Genomic DNA, 18,024 nt, shown 5'->3' with positions numbered 1-18,024 from the left:
CGATTATTCCTCCTTCTCATCCCGCAAGAAATAAATCGTATCCAGACGGAATTGTTCTGCCGCCTCACGCACATCTTCCTTGCTAATATGTTCTACTTGAGCCAACAGTTCTTCAGCCGTTCTTTCTTTGCCAGACAACTGTCGATTGAAGTCATAAGCGATCATCTCAAAAGCAGAATCCTTCATTTCCTTAAGCAGGTTACGGATCATCGCTTTGGTCTGGGACATTTCAAGGTCACTGATTGTACCGCTTTTCATTTCTTCCAGCTGCTGCTTGATGATCGTGACGGCCTTCTCATAATTCGGGATTTCAATCCCGGATTGAATCGTTGCAATGCCCTTATGTCCGTCATATCGCGAAGATGCGTAATACGCCAGGCTTTCTTTTTCACGAACATTGACAAACAGTTTGGAATGAGGATAACCACCGAGAATCCCGTTGTACATTAGTGCTGCAGCATACTGAGGATCTCCATAAGTGATAGATGTACGGAGTCCCATATTGAGTTTTCCCTGACTCACATTCAGTCGCTCAACAACGGTCTCCACTTCCTTATCTCCTCGAACCGCTGCCTGTGTCTGGTAATCAGAAGAGGACGTTCGATCTACATTGAAATGACGTTGAACGAGGTTCTCAACCTCCTCCAATGTCGTATCACCCACCACATACAGATCCATACTCGCCTGTTGCAGCCACTCCTGATAAGACGCAGTCAGTGTGTCAGGATCAATTCCGGGCAGATCCTTTCGCTCACCCAGTGGGTGAAGACGGTACGGCTCGTTCTTGCACATTTCCTCAATACTGCGTTCAGCGGCATAGCGCATTTTATCATTCACGATGGACTCCAGCTTTTTACGAACCGTCTCTCGCTCTGCTTGTACATAAGACGTCCTGAAATGTCCATTCTCCTGTGCAGGTCGAGTAAGAACCTCTCCAAGGAAGGCAAATGAACGATCCAATAGCTGCTCATCCCCTCCAACAAAGGAATCATTAATGGTATCCATTCGGAACTGTACAATCTGGTAATCCCCGCGTTTATAGACGTCAAAACCAAAACCTGCTCCATACAGATGCTCCAGTTGCTCACGAAATTGCGTTGTTTCCGGATAGGACTGCGTGCCACGTCGCAGAACAAAAGGTGTCAGCGCTACTTTGGTTACTGTATCTTCCCGTAAGGGAACTCCTGCATATAACGATATAGCAAACGTTTTGAAACGTTTAGTCGGAAGCACATGTATACGAAACTCTCTCTTGCTACCTCGTTCGAATCCTGATGTATTCAAATGTCAAAACCCCTTTACGGCGTCATTTATCATGCAATCGTATTAAGCTAAACGTAACAACCATTTTAACCCATTCAAAAGGCAAGAAGCAACCGAAGTCACGCCTTCTGGTTGCTTCCAACATCATCACATACAAAAGATATGCTGTCCGATTGTTTTCACTTGTGGGCGGGTCCAGATCCATTTGGATGTTGCTGTCTTCGGGTTAAAATAATAGAGACATCCACCCGACGGATCCCATCCATTCAGGGCTTGCTCAACTGCCTTTTTGGCTTGTGCGTTCGGTTCCAGATAGATCTGTCCGTCCGCTACAGCCGTAAATGCACCTGGTTGAAAAATTACACCAGAAGGCGTACTTGGAAAACTTGGTGAATTTACGCGATTCAGAATTACTGCTGCTACTGCGACTTGACCTTCAAACGGTTCACCCCGGGCTTCACCATACACAGCGTTAGCCATAATCTTGAGTTCATTCTCTGAGAGACCAAGGGCATTGGCAGATCCCATATTATCTTGCTCTTTATCTGCCGTATTGCTGCCGCCTCCACCCCCACCTGAGGATTCCTTGTGCAGCGGCGGCTCTGTTGGCGACCATTTGGTTGACGCATTGTACAGCTTGAGCTTGGTCTCAGCTCCAACCACACCATCTGCCTTCATGCCAAACTCGGATTGAAACCATTTGACGGATTTCAGCGTACTGCTGCCAAAATTACTGTCGATTTTACCATTGTAAAATCCCAGGTACTTCAGACGCCCCTGAAGCTCATATACATCCTGACCGTAACTTCCATATTTCACTGTATTGCTGCTAAACGTAGGCAAGGCCTTTTCTTCTACCTGCGGTGTACGCTCGGCTGAACTTTCAGTTGCTGTATTCGCAGGAAGCAAATAACGAATCCCCAATGCGGATATCAGCAAAATAGCAGTGAAAAGCCATAGGTTCATTTTTCGCATCGACTGTGCTCTACCTTTCTCTTGTGGGATTAACAGAATCGCTAAGCTTATTATGACAAGCCTGCTTATTTCCTATGCACCAAATCATCCGATCTTTGGAGTAGATGGCAAAACTTCAGTCTCCTGAGCAAGCAAAAAGCCCTCAACCAATATGGTTGAGGACTTAAACGATTCGTTGTAACCATGTTACATGTTACACTACGAGCTTATTTTATTCTGCTGATACTGTTCAAGTGAAACCAGTACTTCCCTTGGTTTACTGCCCTCGTAAGGACCAATTACACCCCGGGCTTCCATGGAGTCAATTAAACGCGCTGCACGTGTGTAACCAACCCGCATACGACGTTGCAGCAGGGAGACTGAAGCTTGTTTTGCCTCCAAAATAATCTGTACAGCTTGCTCATATAACTCATCTTGTACTTCATCTGCTGCCTGAATGGAATCATCCACTTCAGGTACAATGGATTCATCATACTGCGCTTCACCTTGACCACGTACGTAGTTTACAATATTCTCGACTTCTTCATCGCTCATAAATGCACCTTGTACACGAACCGGTTTTGATGCGCCCATTGGCATGAACAACATGTCTCCACGACCCAACAGCTTCTCAGCCCCACCCATATCCAGAATCGTTCGGGAATCGACTTGGGAGGATACGCCGAAGGCAATCCGCGATGGAATGTTAGCCTTGATTACCCCGGTAATAACGTCAACAGATGGACGTTGTGTGGCAATAATTAGATGGATTCCGGCTGCACGAGCCATCTGAGCAAGTCGTGCAATAGCATCCTCCACATCTCCGGCTGCAACCATCATCAGATCTGCAAGCTCATCCACAATGACAACGATATAAGGTAGAACAGCTGCAGGATTATCTTTCATCAGATTATTGTAACCCTCGACGTTACGCGTCCCTGATTTGGAGAACAGTTCGTATCGTTTCTCCATCTCAACCACAATCTTTTTGAGAGCAAGTGACGCTCGTTTAGGATCAGTTACTACTGGCGCCATCAGATGTGGAATTCCGTTATATACGTTCAACTCAACCATCTTGGGATCGACCATCAGGAACTTCACTTCATCCGGCTTGGCTTTGTACAATATGCTGGTAATAATTCCGTTAATACACACCGACTTACCGGAACCTGTAGCACCCGCGACCAGCAAATGGGGCATACGAGCCAAGTTACCAATAATCGTCTGACCCGAGATATCTCGGCCAAATGCAATGGTCACTTTGGATTCTGCATCCTGGAACGTTGCTGTCTCCATTACTTCACGCATCGTTACAACTGATACCTCGCCATTAGGTACTTCGATACCAATAGCAGACTTTCCGGGAATCGGTGCTTCCATCCGAATATCCTTTGCCGCCAGAGCCAACGCGATATCATCAGTTAGGCTGACAATCCTGCTGACCTTAACACCAATATCAGGCTGAATTTCATACCTTGTAACGGCAGGGCCCCGGACCACTTCAAGCACCTTGGCGCGAACACCGAAACTCTCCAGTGTAGCTTCCAGCTTGCGTGCTGTCTGCATATAATCCTTCTGGTCACCCGCCTTGCCCCCATTGTTTGGCTTGGCAAGGAGACGGAATGACGGCAGCTTGTACGGCTTAGGAGGTGGCGGTGGTGGTTTCACCGGTTGTGTTTCCTGCCCTTCAGGAGTAGGAGTATCTGTTCCCTGCATTGCATCATTAGGTACTTCTTCTCCACTCTGAATCTCATCCACAGCATTCAACCCGTTCGTACCCGCATCGGATGCAGACCACTCTGTCTCTACCAGTTCATCCGTTATTTTAATGGCATGCTCGCCCTGTTGTACTACGTTTGGATCGGCCAGATCATCCGGGAAAGGATAAGCATCGTCCAGATCATCTTCAATGCTTGCCTCTTCTGCTCTGACGTGCTCGAAAAAGTCTCGAATGATCGGCGCTGAGTTAGGTTTAGCCTGAACAGGAACACGTGATGAAGCTGATTTGTTCACTACGTCTTCGGTCGCATCCTGCCACGCCTCTACATTGTGATCTTGTTCGGCGCGGTACACAATCTGTTCTGTTTCTGCCGAATCGACCTCATCCATTTTACGTCCTGATGTCGCCTGTTCCCGATTAGCTCCCCATTTCCCAAAAAGTTGGAAGAATATTGGCGATTTTCGTTTTGGCAGATGCTGTTCCTCTAATTCATCCTCATACTCGTCTTCGTCATCTTCAACAGGAACAGGCACCACTTTACGAGCGTTACCTTTCTTCCTTCCATCAGATGCTGAAGCAGAACGTGCAGAGGGCCTCGACTCCAGCTTCTTGTACATCGAACTCCCGGCATCCCAAATCTTTGTACGGAATATTCGAATCAGATCCACATAAGATAGACTTGTGATCAGCATAAAACTGATGATAAACATGACAATCATGATGAGTCTCGCCCCAAGGCTGCCGAACAGCCACAGGAAAAGAGCAAATTGCCCAGCTCCGAGATAACCACCGCTGATGTCCTTATTAAGCATGGAGTCCCTCTCACCTGGCGCAGCAGGAGTTAGTAACTCGGTTTGCATATCATTATGTACCTGTGTAATTACAGCACCAGGCTCAAGCGCACCAACCGGAATGAGCTTCTGGTGCATTGCAGAGACAGTACTCATCAAGGTTAAAGCAAAGACCAGCAATACCAGTCCTGTTTTGCGTGTAGTCCAGCCACTCGGCCATTTCCGGTGAATCATCACCATAAGACCATAATAAATACCAACAAGTGGAATCGCAAAATAAAACTTACCAAGCATCAGTCCGAACATCTTGGAAAGCGAACGTCCAACGGTGGCTTCACCCGATAATGCTATGACAGCAAGGGTAATAAGCACAATCCCGTAAATTTCATATTTTAAAACGCCGCTAAAACCAGCGCCCTTTTTTTTCCTCTTTTTTCTTCTGGCCAAAATCAGGTCACCCCCAGAAGAATATTATACCATACAAATATAATCCGTACATATGTTCTTTTTCTGCTCAATTTGTCTGAATTCGTCGCGTTATGCTGATCCCAAGTTACCCGAAAGCGGAATGGTCGAACCGGGCATATTAGCAGGATTGAGATAGGCTTCAAGTGGACAATCCAGCAAACGTACAATGACGGCTTCATTGTCATTAACAGGTCTCACCTGCATCAATAAACCATTCATCTTGATCTCCTTTGTATCTTCGCCCTCTTTCCACATTCCCGACCAGAGTTGTTCCGGGGGCATCACTGTATATAATGTCATTGGGTATAACCTCCCGCCTGCAGGGTCTGTCTCTTGTCTCCTATGAGCTGATTTAACTGAGCAATGGCTTGTCCAATTCCGCCTACTGCATCCATCAATCCATATTTCACTGCATCTGCGCTTCCTACAGCTGTGCCGATGTCCCGATTCAACTCACCGGTCTTAAACATCAGCTCTTTAAACATCTCTTCAGAGATATTCGAATGCGAAGTCACAAATCGAACAACCCTTTCCTGCATTTTCTCCATATACTCAAACGTTTGAGGTACACCAATGACAAGGCCGTTCATCCGAATCGGATGGATCGTCATCGTTGCACTTCCGGCAATCAGGGAATACGTTGAAGCTACAGCAATCGGTACTCCAATGCTATGCCCGCCTCCAATGACCACAGTAACCGTAGGTTTGCTCAGAGAAGCAATCATCTCTGCAATGGCCAGACCCGCTTCTACATCTCCACCTACCGTGTTCAAAATGATCAGAATACCTTCAATACGCTGATTCTGTTCCGCAGCCACCAGCTGTGGAATGATATGCTCATACTTTGTTGTTTTATTTTGTGGTGGCAAAATCAAATGCCCTTCGACCTGTCCAATAATAGTCATACAGAAAATATTCGATTCACCTGCAGGCGACTGTGTCTGCCCAAATTGCTGAATAGTCTCTGTCACGGGAGAGATGGCCTTGTCCTCCTGAATCGGAATCTCCGGTGCTTCAACTTCCGGTTGATTGGATCTTGATGCCTGCTTGCCATTCATACGTTCATTCATTTCAATAATCCCCTTCTCCATAAACATTTAATGTATTTCCTTAGTATGGGGATTTTTCCAACCGCCTTATACCCGGTACAGCAAATTGCTTCACATATTGATCCTATTGCAGATCTTCCTGAAAACGCAAAAAAAGCCCCTTCTCTACGAGGAACCGTCCAATATTACTCGTAGAGAAGGGGCGACTGTGTGCCTGAATATATGTTTTTGTTTAGCCTATTTTAAACTTCCATAATGATTGGCAAAATCATCGGTCTACGACGAGTTTGCTCATACAGGAAGCGTCCCAGTGCATCTTTAACATTTGTTTTGAGTGAAGCCCACTCGTTAACGTTCTCACTCATCAACTTCTGCAATGTGCTGCTAACGATCCGGTTGGCCTCATCCAGTAGTCCTTCCGATTCACGTACATACACAAATCCACGAGAGATGATGTCAGGACCGGAAACAATTTTTCCATCCTGTTTGCTCAGTGTTACCACAACAACAAGGATACCATCTTGTGACAACAATTTGCGGTCACGAAGTACAATGTTACCCACATCGCCTACACCCAAGCCGTCGATCAACACATTACCTGCAGTAACTTTACCTGCTCTACGTGCTGCTCCACCTTGAATTTCAATCACTTCACCGATATCCGTGATGAAAATGTTCTCAGGTTCTACCCCTACAGACTCAGCAAGAACCGCGTGGCGACGCTGCATACGGAATTCACCGTGAATTGGCAAGAAGAATTTCGGTTTCATCAGGTTGAGCATCAGTTTCAGCTCTTCCTGGCTACCGTGACCAGATACGTGGACGCCACTGTTAGCACCGCTGTAATGCACGTTAGCACCCAGACGGAACAGTTCATCAATCGTACGGCCTACATATTTTTCATTACCTGGAACCGGTGTTGCTGCGATAATGACGGTATCACCTGGCAGGATGTCCACTTTACGGTGTGTGGAACGAGCCATACGTGTCAATGCTGACATTGGCTCTCCTTGACTTCCTGTGCAGAGAATCACGACACGATCAGCTGCCATCTTGCCTACTTCTTCAGGTTCAATGATCATGCCATCCGGAATCTCAAGATAACCCAGTTCTGAAGCAATACCAACCACGTTCACCATGCTGCGTCCGATAACTGCAACTTTACGTCCAGTCACTTCTGCTGCATTGATCACCTGTTGGATACGGTGTACGTTGGAAGCAAATGTCGCTACAACAACACGTTGACTAGCTTTACGGAAGATATCTTCCAGAACGATACCCACATTTTTCTCCGATGGTGTGAATCCAGGTTTCTCAGCGTTTGTACTGTCGGACAACAGCGCTAACACGCCATTTGTTCCGATCTGTGCCATACGCTGAAGATCTGCATATTGACCATTGACTGGAGTATGGTCGAATTTGAAGTCACCTGTGTGAACAACTGCACCTTCCGGTGTTTCGACACATACACCAACTGAATCCGGAATACTATGGTTAGTAGCGAAGAACGATGCTTTCAGAACAGATCCAAGTTGGATCTCGGAATCAGCATCAATCAGAATACGTTTTGTTTCACCCAGCAAATTCGCTTCTTTCAACTTGTTTTCTACAAGTCCAAGCGTAAGTCTTGTTCCGTATACAGGAACATTCAGATGTTTGAGAACATATGGCAGACCACCAATGTGATCTTCATGTCCGTGAGTAAGGATGATTCCTCTTACTTTGTCACGGTTCTCAGTCAGGTAAGAAATGTCAGGGATGACAATATCAATACCAAGCATATCTTCTTCCGGGAATTTAAGACCAGCATCTACGACTACAATGTCGTTGGCGTATTGGATGACGTACATATTTTTACCAATCTCGCCTACGCCGCCCAAAGCAAAAATCATCAGTTTATCGTTATTATTTTTCTTAGACAAATGAATCTAAACCTCCTATGGTAGTTGGACGTCGTACCTTATTATTTATTGTAAGTTAAGAAAAGTAGTCCATACATCACATACCCACCTATCGGGATGAATGCAAAAGAACACCTTTATTCACGATATTTGGAAGAAGTTCTTCGAAGTTATTCCCTTTGACCAACAAGTTGGATTTGAAATTCCCTCTTAGCCGTTCCTTCCTTTTTCACCGCAAAGCTACACCACGAAACGATGTCGCTTTCAATTTCAAAAAAATACCGCACCCAGTCACTTGACATCATTATACATGATTAAAAACAAAAAAAACAAGTCACTCTCTCGTTAACCTGTAGGTTTCCCCTTAGCAGTGGAAAAGAAACCTCACATTACTCGTAAAAAAAAGAACCGCAGCCTCTACGAAGAGGAGCGGTTCTTTTGCTAATCTGAAGGATATTCCCATGATTAATAAAATAGTCCATATACAACCAAAATGATTACAAATTAAGCAAACCTTTGATATAAACCTTCTCCTCTTCCGTTGGCGGAATAAGGGGCAACCGTACGGAGCCAACGTCTAGACCACGCAATGTCAGCGCATATTTTACCGCTACCGGGTTCGGTAGAGGCTGTGGACACTCAAACAGGCCTTTGAACACTGGGAACAACTGCTGATGAATCTGAGCAGCCTGAAGAGGTGCTCCGCCATAGAAGGCGTCAATCATTTTTTTCATTTCTGCCCCTACGACATGACTGGCCACGCTGACAATTCCATGTGCTCCAACCGCAATCGCTGGTAAGCCTGAAGCATCATCACCGGAATAAACTCTGAAATTTTCTGGAGCACTTGCTGCAATCAGTGTAACCTGCTCCATGGACGCACATTCCTTCGTAGCGACGATGTTAGGAATCTGTGCAAGACGAAGCGTTGTGGCTGCTGACAGGCTGGTTACTGTACGCCCAGGCACATTGTAGAGCATAACAGGTAGTTTGGTTGAGTTTGCAATTGCTTCAAAATGTTTGAACAAACCTTCTTGACTTGGTTTGTTGTAATACGGAACAACCAGCAATATGCCATCCACTCCGGCACGTTCAGCTTCCTGTGTCAAATGGATGGAATGTGCCGTGTTATTGCTTCCCGTTCCGGCTATAATTTTGCACCGACCGGCCGCATGTTTCACTGCAAATTCGAATAATTGAACTTTCTCAGTATCACTAAGTGTTGGAGACTCCCCTGTTGTTCCAGAAACCACAAGCGTCTCCGACTTTTGATCTACAATCAGATAGTCGATTAGACGTGCCGTTTCCTCCCAATGAATCTCTCCTTGTTCATTGAACGGAGTGACCATTGCTGTAATCAATCTTCCAAAGTCCAATTCGATTCCTCCTTCAAAACAGGTTTGGCTCCTCTAACTTCAGTTATTTACAAATGAAGTTCGAATGAGGCGTGAAGTGCCCTCAGGGCCTGAACCATATCTTCTTTTTTTACGAGTACCCAGATCGTTGTGTTCGAATCTGCCGATTGCAGGATCTGAATGTCTGCCAGTGTCAAGGACTCCACAATTCGAGCCATGATTCCAGGTACACCATTAATGCCTCCGCCAATGACGGACACTTTGGCACAACCGGAAAGGCTTTGTGGCTTGAGACCTATCTCCTGCAATACCTGTATTGCTTTCTCGGAATCACTGTCAAAAACCGTATAGACAACTCCCGAGGGGGTAACATTAATAAAATCAACGCTGATTGAATTATCAGCCATGGTTTTGAACACTTTTAGTTGCAATCGATCTGCACCACCAGGCACATCCACCGTAATTTGCGTTACATTGCTCACGTAGGCGATGCCTGTTACATAACGGTCAACAATGCCTGTCTGCACATCCTGGAATCCTTCCGGATGCGTAACCAGCGTTCCTTCCGTGTCTGCAAAAGTAGATCTTACCCGTACTGGAATCTGGGATTGCATCGCAATCTCAACCGCACGTGGATGGATAACCTTGGCCCCGTGGTGGGCCATGTTACAGATCTCTGCATAACTCACAACAGTCAGTGGACGTGCATCCTCAACAATTCGCGGATCAGCGGTTAGTATCCCGTTCACATCTGTGTAGATATCCACCATTTCAGCACGTAATGCTGCACCGAGAGCTGTAGCAGACGTATCGCTTCCCCCACGACCCAGTGTCGTGAAGTCTCCGTTCTCTGTCTGCCCCTGGAATCCGGTTACAACAACGACACGGCCAAGCTGAAGCTGCTCCAACACACGAACAGGACGGACATCCAATATCCGGGCATTCCCGAAATTGTCGTCCGTCACAAAACCTGCTTGTGCACCGGTCAGCACTGTAGTTGGAATGCCTTCATGTTCGAGTAAACTGCTCAACGTTGTCGCAGATATGATTTCACCACAGCACAGCAGTAAATCCTTTTCGCGTGCGGATAGTGCGTTTCCGTTCTGTGCAGCCCAGTCTAGCAACGTATCAGTCGCATATGGCTCGCCGCGGCGCCCCATCGCAGACACAACGATGACCAGACTCAATCCTGCTTCAAGTTCACGTTTAACGTGACGGAGCACATGCTCTCTCGCCTGAACAGTGGAGAGAGACGTGCCTCCGAATTTCTGTACCATGATACGCATCTTTATTCCTCCATTTGTGTACGCAAGAAGACTGGACACGGGTCAAATCAACAAATGGATCACTCTAGGGAGCGTTCTGATGCGATAATTTCAGCATTTTATACGGCATTCCATCCCGCTCCTTTTTTTGTAATTGTCTAGGACAATCGCAAATTAAAGGTCGCGGTTGTTATCGAGGTCATGACGCATACATTCACAATAGACCTCTCCCGCTTGCTTAACCTGTACTGCCCGCAAGCAGGAATGCCTTATATACAGGAACGTGGACATAGTAGCTGTTCAATCCAGCATATCGTCCCCCATGATTTTCTTTGTCTCTCGAACCCCTTCATTTCTCCAAGCGCATAAACGTTGTCACCGAATCATTGTTCCATCAAGCCTGTGAAGAACGCTCCACAATCATCGGCTGCAACTGTTTGCCCTCAAGAGCACTCCAGCAAGCCTCTGGAATCAATTCCATTTTGGCGACTAACGAGTTTGGTTTTTTCACTGGATCGTCTTGCCCAAATGGCACAAAATACAAGTATTTAGCCACGAGCAATTTGGCGATATTCGCAGCATTCAATCCCAGACCGTCATTCGTGGAAATCGCGAGCACAAGCGGACGCTGATTGCGCATCTGCGCTTTGGCTGCCATAAGCACTGGACTGTCGGTCATCGCATTAGCCAGCTTGCTTGTTGTATTCCCTGTGCATGGAGCAATCACCAGCACATCAAGCAGCTTGGAAGGCCCTAATGGCTCCGCTTCAACAATTGTAGAAATGATATCATTACCTGTTATATCTTTCAACTGTTTTTGCCAATTTTGCGCCGTACCAAAGCGTGTATCCGTCGTCAGAACCGAATTCGAAATAATCGGAATGACGTTGGCACCTTCAGCTACGAAGCGGCTAATTACCGGCATAACCTCTTCAAACGTACAATGAGAACCCGTAATTGCATAACCTACCGTTTTTCCCTGCCAGTTCATGATTTAACCTCCCGTGCGTTCTGTTCTTCCAAAAGCAAACGGATCAACGCGTCGGCAATAATGCCGCCAGCCGTTTTGGGAGCAACAATGCCGGGGAGGCCAGGCGCAAGTAGCGCTTTGATACCGCGTTTGTCGGCATACCTGAAATCACAGCCGCCAGGAGCGGATGCGAGGTCGATAATGACAGCCTTTTGCGGCATTCTGGACAGGATTTGTGCTGTGATTATCATAGTCGGTATCGTATTAAAAAGCAAGTCAACTTCCCCGGTTTGAGCGGCCAAATCCGTTGTCATGAAAGGCTTCCAGCCCATTATTGTAGCGCGGGCAGCATCCTCTTCCCGCCTGATTCCCACCCGTACATTTGCTCCAAGTCCCTGCAATGTTTTGGCCATTGTGAATCCTGTTCGACCAATGCCAAGCACAATGCATTCCGAACCATGGATTGTGAAGTCCGTCTCCCGAATAGCTATGGCGATGGCTCCCTCAGCTGTTGGAATAGAGTTATAAAGTGCAATATCATCACGATCAAGTACTTCAACAAGTCGCAGCCCATTTTCAAGACAAAGTTCGCGCAAGAACGGCTTTGCCATACCTGTGAACACAATACAATGCTCTGGTAATGCTGCAATATGTTCCTTTTTCAAATAGATCGGTGTGTCACTGAATGAAGTACTTACTTTTCCCTGGTCATCGCAACCGACAACAGGCAGTACCAGTACATCTGCGGAAGCAAACACTTCATCCTCCAGTTCCTGGTGCTCGATCCCTGGAATGGAACGCTCTATTTTATCGAAACCCACCACACTTACCGTTGCATCCAGCTCAGCGCACTTTTGAATGACTTCAAGCTGCCGCGCATCTCCGCCCAGGACTACAATCCGGACTCCGGTCAGCATCGGGACGTCACTCCTTTCACCACATGTATGCCTTATCGTATGCAGGGGCCCACAGGGGGGTGAAAACAATAATTGCATTCCACCGTCCGTTTCTCGAATGTAAAAAAGAGCCGCCCCTGTCAGGGACGACTCTAAAGAATGGGTATATTTACGCTGCTTATTTCCCGGTATGACCGAATCCGCCTTCGCCACGTACCGTTTCCGAAAGTTCATTCACTTCCGTCAATTCAACCGCAGGCACGGTCTGGAAAACGATCTGTGCGATGCGCTCTCCCCGTACAATCGTGAATGGTTCCTGACCCAGATTAATCAACAGAACTTTAACTTCTCCGCGATAATCCGCATCAATGGTCCCCGGTGTGTTGAGGCAGGTAATTCCATGTTTGAAAGCCAGTCCGCTCCGAGGACGAATCTGTGCTTCCAATCCAGCTGGCATTGCCATCGCAAGTCCGGTAGGAATCAGCGTACGCTGACCCGGCTGCAATACAACGTCTTCCTGAAGTGCAGCTACTACATCAAAGCCGGATGCCAGCTCCGACATTTTTTGAGGCAGTTTAATATCTTCATTGCCCGGCAGTTTCTGTATTTGAACGTAATGCAACAAAATCATCCCTTCTCAATCCAGCGATCGTTTTATCTGAAGCGCCAACCATAGCAAGTGCAAAAGGTTCAGCAAACATCAGATCAAGTACCGCATTAATATCGTCCATGGTAACTTGCTCAATTTTGGTGATCATCTCATCCAGCGTATGGTGTCTGCCCAGCATGAGTTCGTTTTTACCCAGACGATTCATGCGACTGCCTGTGCTTTCCAAGCTCAGAATCAAGCTGCCTTTGAGCTGTTCTTTTCCTTTACGAAGTTCATCTTCGGACAAGCCGTTTACAGCCAGATCGCGCAGAACCTCTTTGGTCAGATCGAGCACTTCTTTGGTCTGTTTTGGTGCTGTACCCGCATATATCGTGAAAAGTCCGCTGTCCGCATGAGAGCTATGATAGGAATACACGGAGTACGCAAGACCCCGTTTCTCACGAATTTCCTGGAACAGTCTGGAGCTCATGCCTCCACCAATGGCGTTATTCAGAACAACCATAGCGAATTGCAGCGGATCTCCGATTTTACAGCCCGGGAACGAAATACAGATATGATTCTGTTCCGTTTTCTTTTTGTGAAAGAGCTGTCCGCTTTGGAAGGCTGGCATCGTGACTGCTTCCGTTACTCCATTTACATCAAAAGCACCAAAATGCTTCTCCATCAGATCGATTACACTGTCATCAATATTACCCGCGATACTAATGACCGTGTTCTCAATCGTGTAGTGCTCCTTCATATATGCACGCAGATGACTGGAATCCATCGCTTTGAGACGTTCTTCCGTACCCAGGATTGGGTATGCGAGTGGATGCTCACCATAGGCGGCCAAGGCCATCAGATCATGAACCATATCATCAGGCGTATCTTCATACATCGAGATTTCTTCCAGAATGACGTTTTTCTCCTTGATCAATTCACCATCATCCATTTTGGAGCGGAAAAACATATCAGACAATACATCAACCGCAATCGGCAAATGTTCATCCAACACTTTAGCATAATAACACGTGTATTCTTTGGAAGTGAACGCGTTCACGTTACCGCCAATCGCATCGAACTGCTCCGCAATCGCCTTGGCATCATAACGATCTGTTCCTTTGAACAGCATGTGTTCAATAAAATGTGATACTCCGTTACTTGCAGGTTGCTCATTGCGCGAACCTGTCTTGACCCATATTCCGAAAGACACAGAACGGCAGGTCGGTATCTGTTCCATGACAACTCTGAGGCCATTGCCCAGCTGAATTTTTTTCATGGTTGGCCCTCCTACATCTCTATAATTGCCTTGATCTCAACCTTGAAATTGAAATCGACATTTGGTTCCAACTGTTTGATATTAACAAAAAAACAACGTTCACTCAACCGCAGAGGTATTTACACGTTCCGAGGACAGCGTCTCACTTACTGTTCCGAGCACCAAACCTTTGGCCCGTATGGATTGAATCATACCCTTTAAAGCTCCCGAAGAAGCAGCTGTAGGGTGCATTAGAATTAAGGTGCCTGCCTCGGTATTTTTTGCAATTTTGGCAACAACGGCATCCGGGCTTGGCTTACGCCAATCCACAGTATCTACTGTCCACAACACGGTTTGCAGTCCCATGGATGAAGCAATGTCAACGGTCTTCTGATTAAAGTCACCGGAAGGCGGAGCAAACCAACGATTCTCTACGCCAAGTGTTTTATGGAGCAGATCCTGGGTTTTGCTAATTTCCAGCTTGGCCCGTTCTGCGCTCAATCGGCTCATATTAGGGTGAGAATATGCATGATTGGACATCTCATGCCCACGCTTCTGAATTTCTTTGGCCAGTTCAACGTTTTTGCTTAACCAACTTCCATCCAGAAAAAAAGTAGCCTTCACTTTCTCGGCATCAAGCGTATCCAGCATCGGTTTAATGTATTCGTTCCCCCAGGCCACATTAATCATAAAAGAAACCATCGGTTTGTTTGCATTGCCCCGATAGATCGGATGTGCACCCAAATCTTTAAGCTGAATCTCCGGCTCAATCTGACGGTAGACATACGCTATTTTGGTATTCAACGTTCCACTCAGCGCCTTACGGTATGTCGCTTCCACATCAATCTCCATGCCATTATAACCAGGAATCGCTTTCCATACCCGATCCACTCTGGCATTCACCGGAGCAATTTTCGTTTCAGCCGCTTTATCCCGAATCGCAGACAACAGCGCATCTTCTCCAGTTGCCTCCTTAAACATGTCAAAAGCATTTTGCGTACCTGGCCCATCACGGATCTCCGTAATGTATGTACGTACACTGCCAACTTGTCCGATCAATATGACCGCAGTCACACCCGCCAGAACAGCCGCCAGCTTTTTGGATTGGTTTCCCACAGCTCCATCCTCCCGCCGTCTTTGTCCCCATCATATGAGGACAAGGGCAAAAATATGAATGCTAAACCATGGTTTCATCCTTGCTTTACGTATTTAAACGTTAAAAAAAGAGCCAGAAATTCACATTCTGTCTCTTCATTCAATCTATCCATTTATAACCTGTCGCTTCGGTATCCTAGGATTGAGCCGGAGCTTCAGCAGTCAAAACTGCTTTACGGGACAAGTTGATTCGACCTTGTGGGTCAATTTCCGTTACTTTTACCGTAATGGAATCACCGATAGCTACAACATCTTCCACTTTGGCAACACGTTCAGTTGACAGTTGCGAGATGTGCACCAGACCTTCTTTGTTCGGAAGTACTTCAACGAATGCACCGAATTTCTCTACGCGTTTTACTTTGCCGACATAAATCTCGCCGACCAATACTTCGCGCACAATACCTTCGATGATCGCTTTGGCTTTATCATTCATCTCCTGGTTGGAAGAAGCGATAAAGACACGTCCATCCTGTTCAATATCAATTTTAACACCGGTTTCTTCGATGATTTTATTGATAATTTTACCACCTGCACCGATCACATCACGGATTTTGTCCGGATTGATATGCATCGTTGTAATTTTAGGTGCATATTGTGATAACTGCTCACGTGGCGTATTCATCACTTCAGTCATTTTGCTCAAGATATGCAAACGACCTTCTTTGGCTTGAGCCAATGCTTCAGACAAAATTTGACGATCAATACCATCAATTTTGATGTCCATTTGAATTGCAGTTACACCTTCAGGTGTTCCGGCTACTTTGAAGTCCATATCACCGAGGTGATCTTCCATACCTTGAATATCACTCAGAATGGATACATGATCTCCATCTTTGATCAGACCCATAGCTACACCCGCAACTGGAGCTTTGATTGGTACACCTGCATCCATCATAGCTAGTGTGCTGGCACAGATACTTGCCTGGGAAGTTGAACCGTTGGATTCCAGAACTTCAGATACGAGACGAATCGTGTATGGGAAGTCTGTTTCGGAAGGGATGACTTTGGAAAGCGCACGCTCACCCAGAGCACCATGTCCGATTTCGCGACGGCCTGGAGCACGTAATGGACGAGCTTCACCTACGCTGAATGGTGGGAAATTATAGTGATGCATGAAACGTTTCGTTTCTTCAAGGCTGATTCCGTCCAAAATCTGAACGTCGCCCAGTGCACCAAGGGTACAGATGCTAAGTGCTTGTGTTTGTCCACGTGTGAACAAACCTGAACCGTGCGTACGTGGCAGCAGGGAAGTATCACATTCAATTGGACGAATCTCAGCAAGTCCACGTCCATCCGGACGAACTTTATCATGCGTGATCAGACGGCGCACTTCTTCTTTAACGATATCGTGCAGGACTTCCTTCACGTCTTTAAGCAATTCAGGACTTTCAATATATTTCTCTTCGAAGTGAGCAACAGTTTCGTCATTCACTAGATCGATTGCATCTTGACGAGCATGCTTCTCGGCAATTTTAACCGCTTCAACCAGACGAGCACTTGCGAAATCACGCACACTGCTGTTGACTTCCGCATTAACGGCATGTAACTTAACAGCCATTTTTTCTTTACCAGCAACTTGCACGAGTTGTTCGATTACCGCAACAATGTTTTTGATCTCGTCATGTCCAAACATGATTGCTTCAAGCATTACTTCTTCCGGTAATTCGTTTGCTTCAGCCTCAACCATCATGATGGCATCCTTGGTTCCTGCAACCACCAACTCAAGTTCACTGATTTCAAGCTGTGCAATCGTTGGGTTAATGATGAACTCGCCATCAATACGTCCAACTTTCACGCCACCAATCGGTCCGCTGAATGGAACATCCGAAATGCTCAATGCTGCTGATGTACCAATCATTGCAGCGATTTGCGGTTCACAGTCTTGGTCCACACTCATAACGATATTCAGAACTTGTACATCATTCCGGAAGCCTTCAGGGAACAATGGACGAATTGGACGGTCTGTCAGACGGCTTGAAAGAATAGCTTTCTCACTCGGTCTGCCTTCACGTTTAATAAATCCACCCGGGATTTTACCTACGGCGTACAATCTTTCTTCATAGTTCACCGTTAATGGGAAAAAGTCCAAATCTTTCGGCTCACTTGATGCTGTCACGGTACACAATACCACGGTATCCCCGTATGTTACCTTAACGGCAGCATTAGCCTGCTTGGCCAAACGCCCGGTTTCAAACGTAAGCTTTCTTCCGCCAAGCTGCATTTCAACACGCTGTTCCATGAAATTCCTCCTTTTATTCGTCCTAACTCAATGGATTCTGCATATTCACAGTATTTCCTGCTTGTCCTGCATTCATTAGCTATGTAAGATCTTGCAACATGCTAATCTGCACAACAAAAGCTCCTCACGGAGCCCCATCTACAAATATATG

The 18,024-nt window shown here is 46.4% G+C and carries 14 protein-coding genes; all 14 read right to left on the bottom strand.

Annotated features, from left to right (window positions below):
• Positions 1–3 precede the first annotated feature (3 nt).
• Positions 4–1,284, bottom strand: coding sequence for a pitrilysin family protein (locus tag NZ043_RS20750; protein WP_133384338.1), 1,281 nt, complete (start codon positions 1,282–1,284; stop codon positions 4–6).
• Positions 1,285–1,410: 126 nt separating this feature from the next.
• Positions 1,411–2,238, bottom strand: a complete 828-nt coding sequence (gene sleB / locus NZ043_RS20745) for a spore cortex-lytic enzyme (RefSeq protein ID WP_133384337.1) — start codon at positions 2,236–2,238, stop codon at positions 1,411–1,413.
• Between the two features lie 198 nt (positions 2,239–2,436).
• A complete protein-coding gene (locus NZ043_RS20740) occupies positions 2,437–5,175 on the bottom strand; it encodes a DNA translocase FtsK (RefSeq protein WP_133384336.1) in 2,739 nt (912 codons plus the stop codon).
• Between the two features lie 90 nt (positions 5,176–5,265).
• On the bottom strand, positions 5,266–5,496 hold the full coding sequence (locus NZ043_RS20735) for a YlzJ-like family protein (RefSeq protein WP_036670404.1): 231 nt from the start codon (positions 5,494–5,496) through the stop codon (positions 5,266–5,268).
• Positions 5,493–6,266 carry an ATP-dependent Clp protease proteolytic subunit gene (locus NZ043_RS20730; protein WP_223869123.1) on the bottom strand — a complete coding sequence of 258 codons (774 nt, stop codon included), beginning with the start codon at positions 6,264–6,266 and terminating at the stop codon, positions 5,493–5,495. Before NZ043_RS20730 ends, NZ043_RS20735 begins: the two co-directional genes overlap by 4 nt.
• A 221-nt stretch (positions 6,267–6,487) precedes the next feature.
• Positions 6,488–8,167 carry a ribonuclease J gene (locus NZ043_RS20725; RefSeq protein ID WP_076208870.1) on the bottom strand — a complete coding sequence of 560 codons (1,680 nt, stop codon included), beginning with the start codon at positions 8,165–8,167 and terminating at the stop codon, positions 6,488–6,490.
• 476 nt (positions 8,168–8,643) lie between these two features.
• Complete coding sequence (gene dapA / locus NZ043_RS20720) at positions 8,644–9,522, bottom strand: 4-hydroxy-tetrahydrodipicolinate synthase (protein ID WP_091031836.1); 879 nt, start codon at positions 9,520–9,522, stop codon at positions 8,644–8,646.
• Between the two features lie 47 nt (positions 9,523–9,569).
• Positions 9,570–10,787 carry an aspartate kinase gene (gene dapG / locus NZ043_RS20715; protein WP_133384335.1) on the bottom strand — a complete coding sequence of 406 codons (1,218 nt, stop codon included), beginning with the start codon at positions 10,785–10,787 and terminating at the stop codon, positions 9,570–9,572.
• Between the two features lie 373 nt (positions 10,788–11,160).
• The gene (locus NZ043_RS20710) at positions 11,161–11,757 is read right to left on the bottom strand and encodes a dipicolinate synthase subunit B (protein ID WP_062833836.1); all 597 of its coding nucleotides are present in this window, start codon (positions 11,755–11,757) and stop codon (positions 11,161–11,163) included.
• Positions 11,754–12,653: a dipicolinate synthase subunit DpsA gene (gene dpsA, locus NZ043_RS20705; protein ID WP_076208873.1), complete on the bottom strand. Its 900-nt coding sequence runs from the start codon at positions 12,651–12,653 to the stop codon at positions 11,754–11,756. Before dpsA ends, NZ043_RS20710 begins: the two co-directional genes overlap by 4 nt.
• A gap of 157 nt (positions 12,654–12,810) precedes the next feature.
• Positions 12,811–13,257: a dUTP diphosphatase gene (gene dut / locus NZ043_RS20700; RefSeq protein WP_017689132.1), complete on the bottom strand. Its 447-nt coding sequence runs from the start codon at positions 13,255–13,257 to the stop codon at positions 12,811–12,813.
• On the bottom strand, positions 13,217–14,500 hold the full coding sequence (locus NZ043_RS20695) for a pitrilysin family protein (RefSeq protein ID WP_062833834.1): 1,284 nt from the start codon (positions 14,498–14,500) through the stop codon (positions 13,217–13,219). Before NZ043_RS20695 ends, dut begins: the two co-directional genes overlap by 41 nt.
• Positions 14,501–14,599: 99 nt before the next feature.
• Positions 14,600–15,595 carry a polysaccharide deacetylase family protein gene (locus tag NZ043_RS20690; RefSeq protein WP_047842504.1) on the bottom strand — a complete coding sequence of 332 codons (996 nt, stop codon included), beginning with the start codon at positions 15,593–15,595 and terminating at the stop codon, positions 14,600–14,602.
• A 175-nt stretch (positions 15,596–15,770) separates the two neighbouring features.
• Positions 15,771–17,873 (bottom strand): polyribonucleotide nucleotidyltransferase, encoded by a 2,103-nt coding sequence (gene pnp, locus NZ043_RS20685; RefSeq protein ID WP_249911080.1) that lies wholly within the window; start codon positions 17,871–17,873, stop codon positions 15,771–15,773.
• Positions 17,874–18,024: the final 151 nt, after the last annotated feature.

Source organism: Paenibacillus sp. FSL k6-2145 (assembly GCF_037976585.1).
Lineage (GTDB): Bacteria > Bacillota > Bacilli > Paenibacillales > Paenibacillaceae > Paenibacillus.
This window is presented reverse-complemented; position numbering and strand designations above follow the sequence as displayed.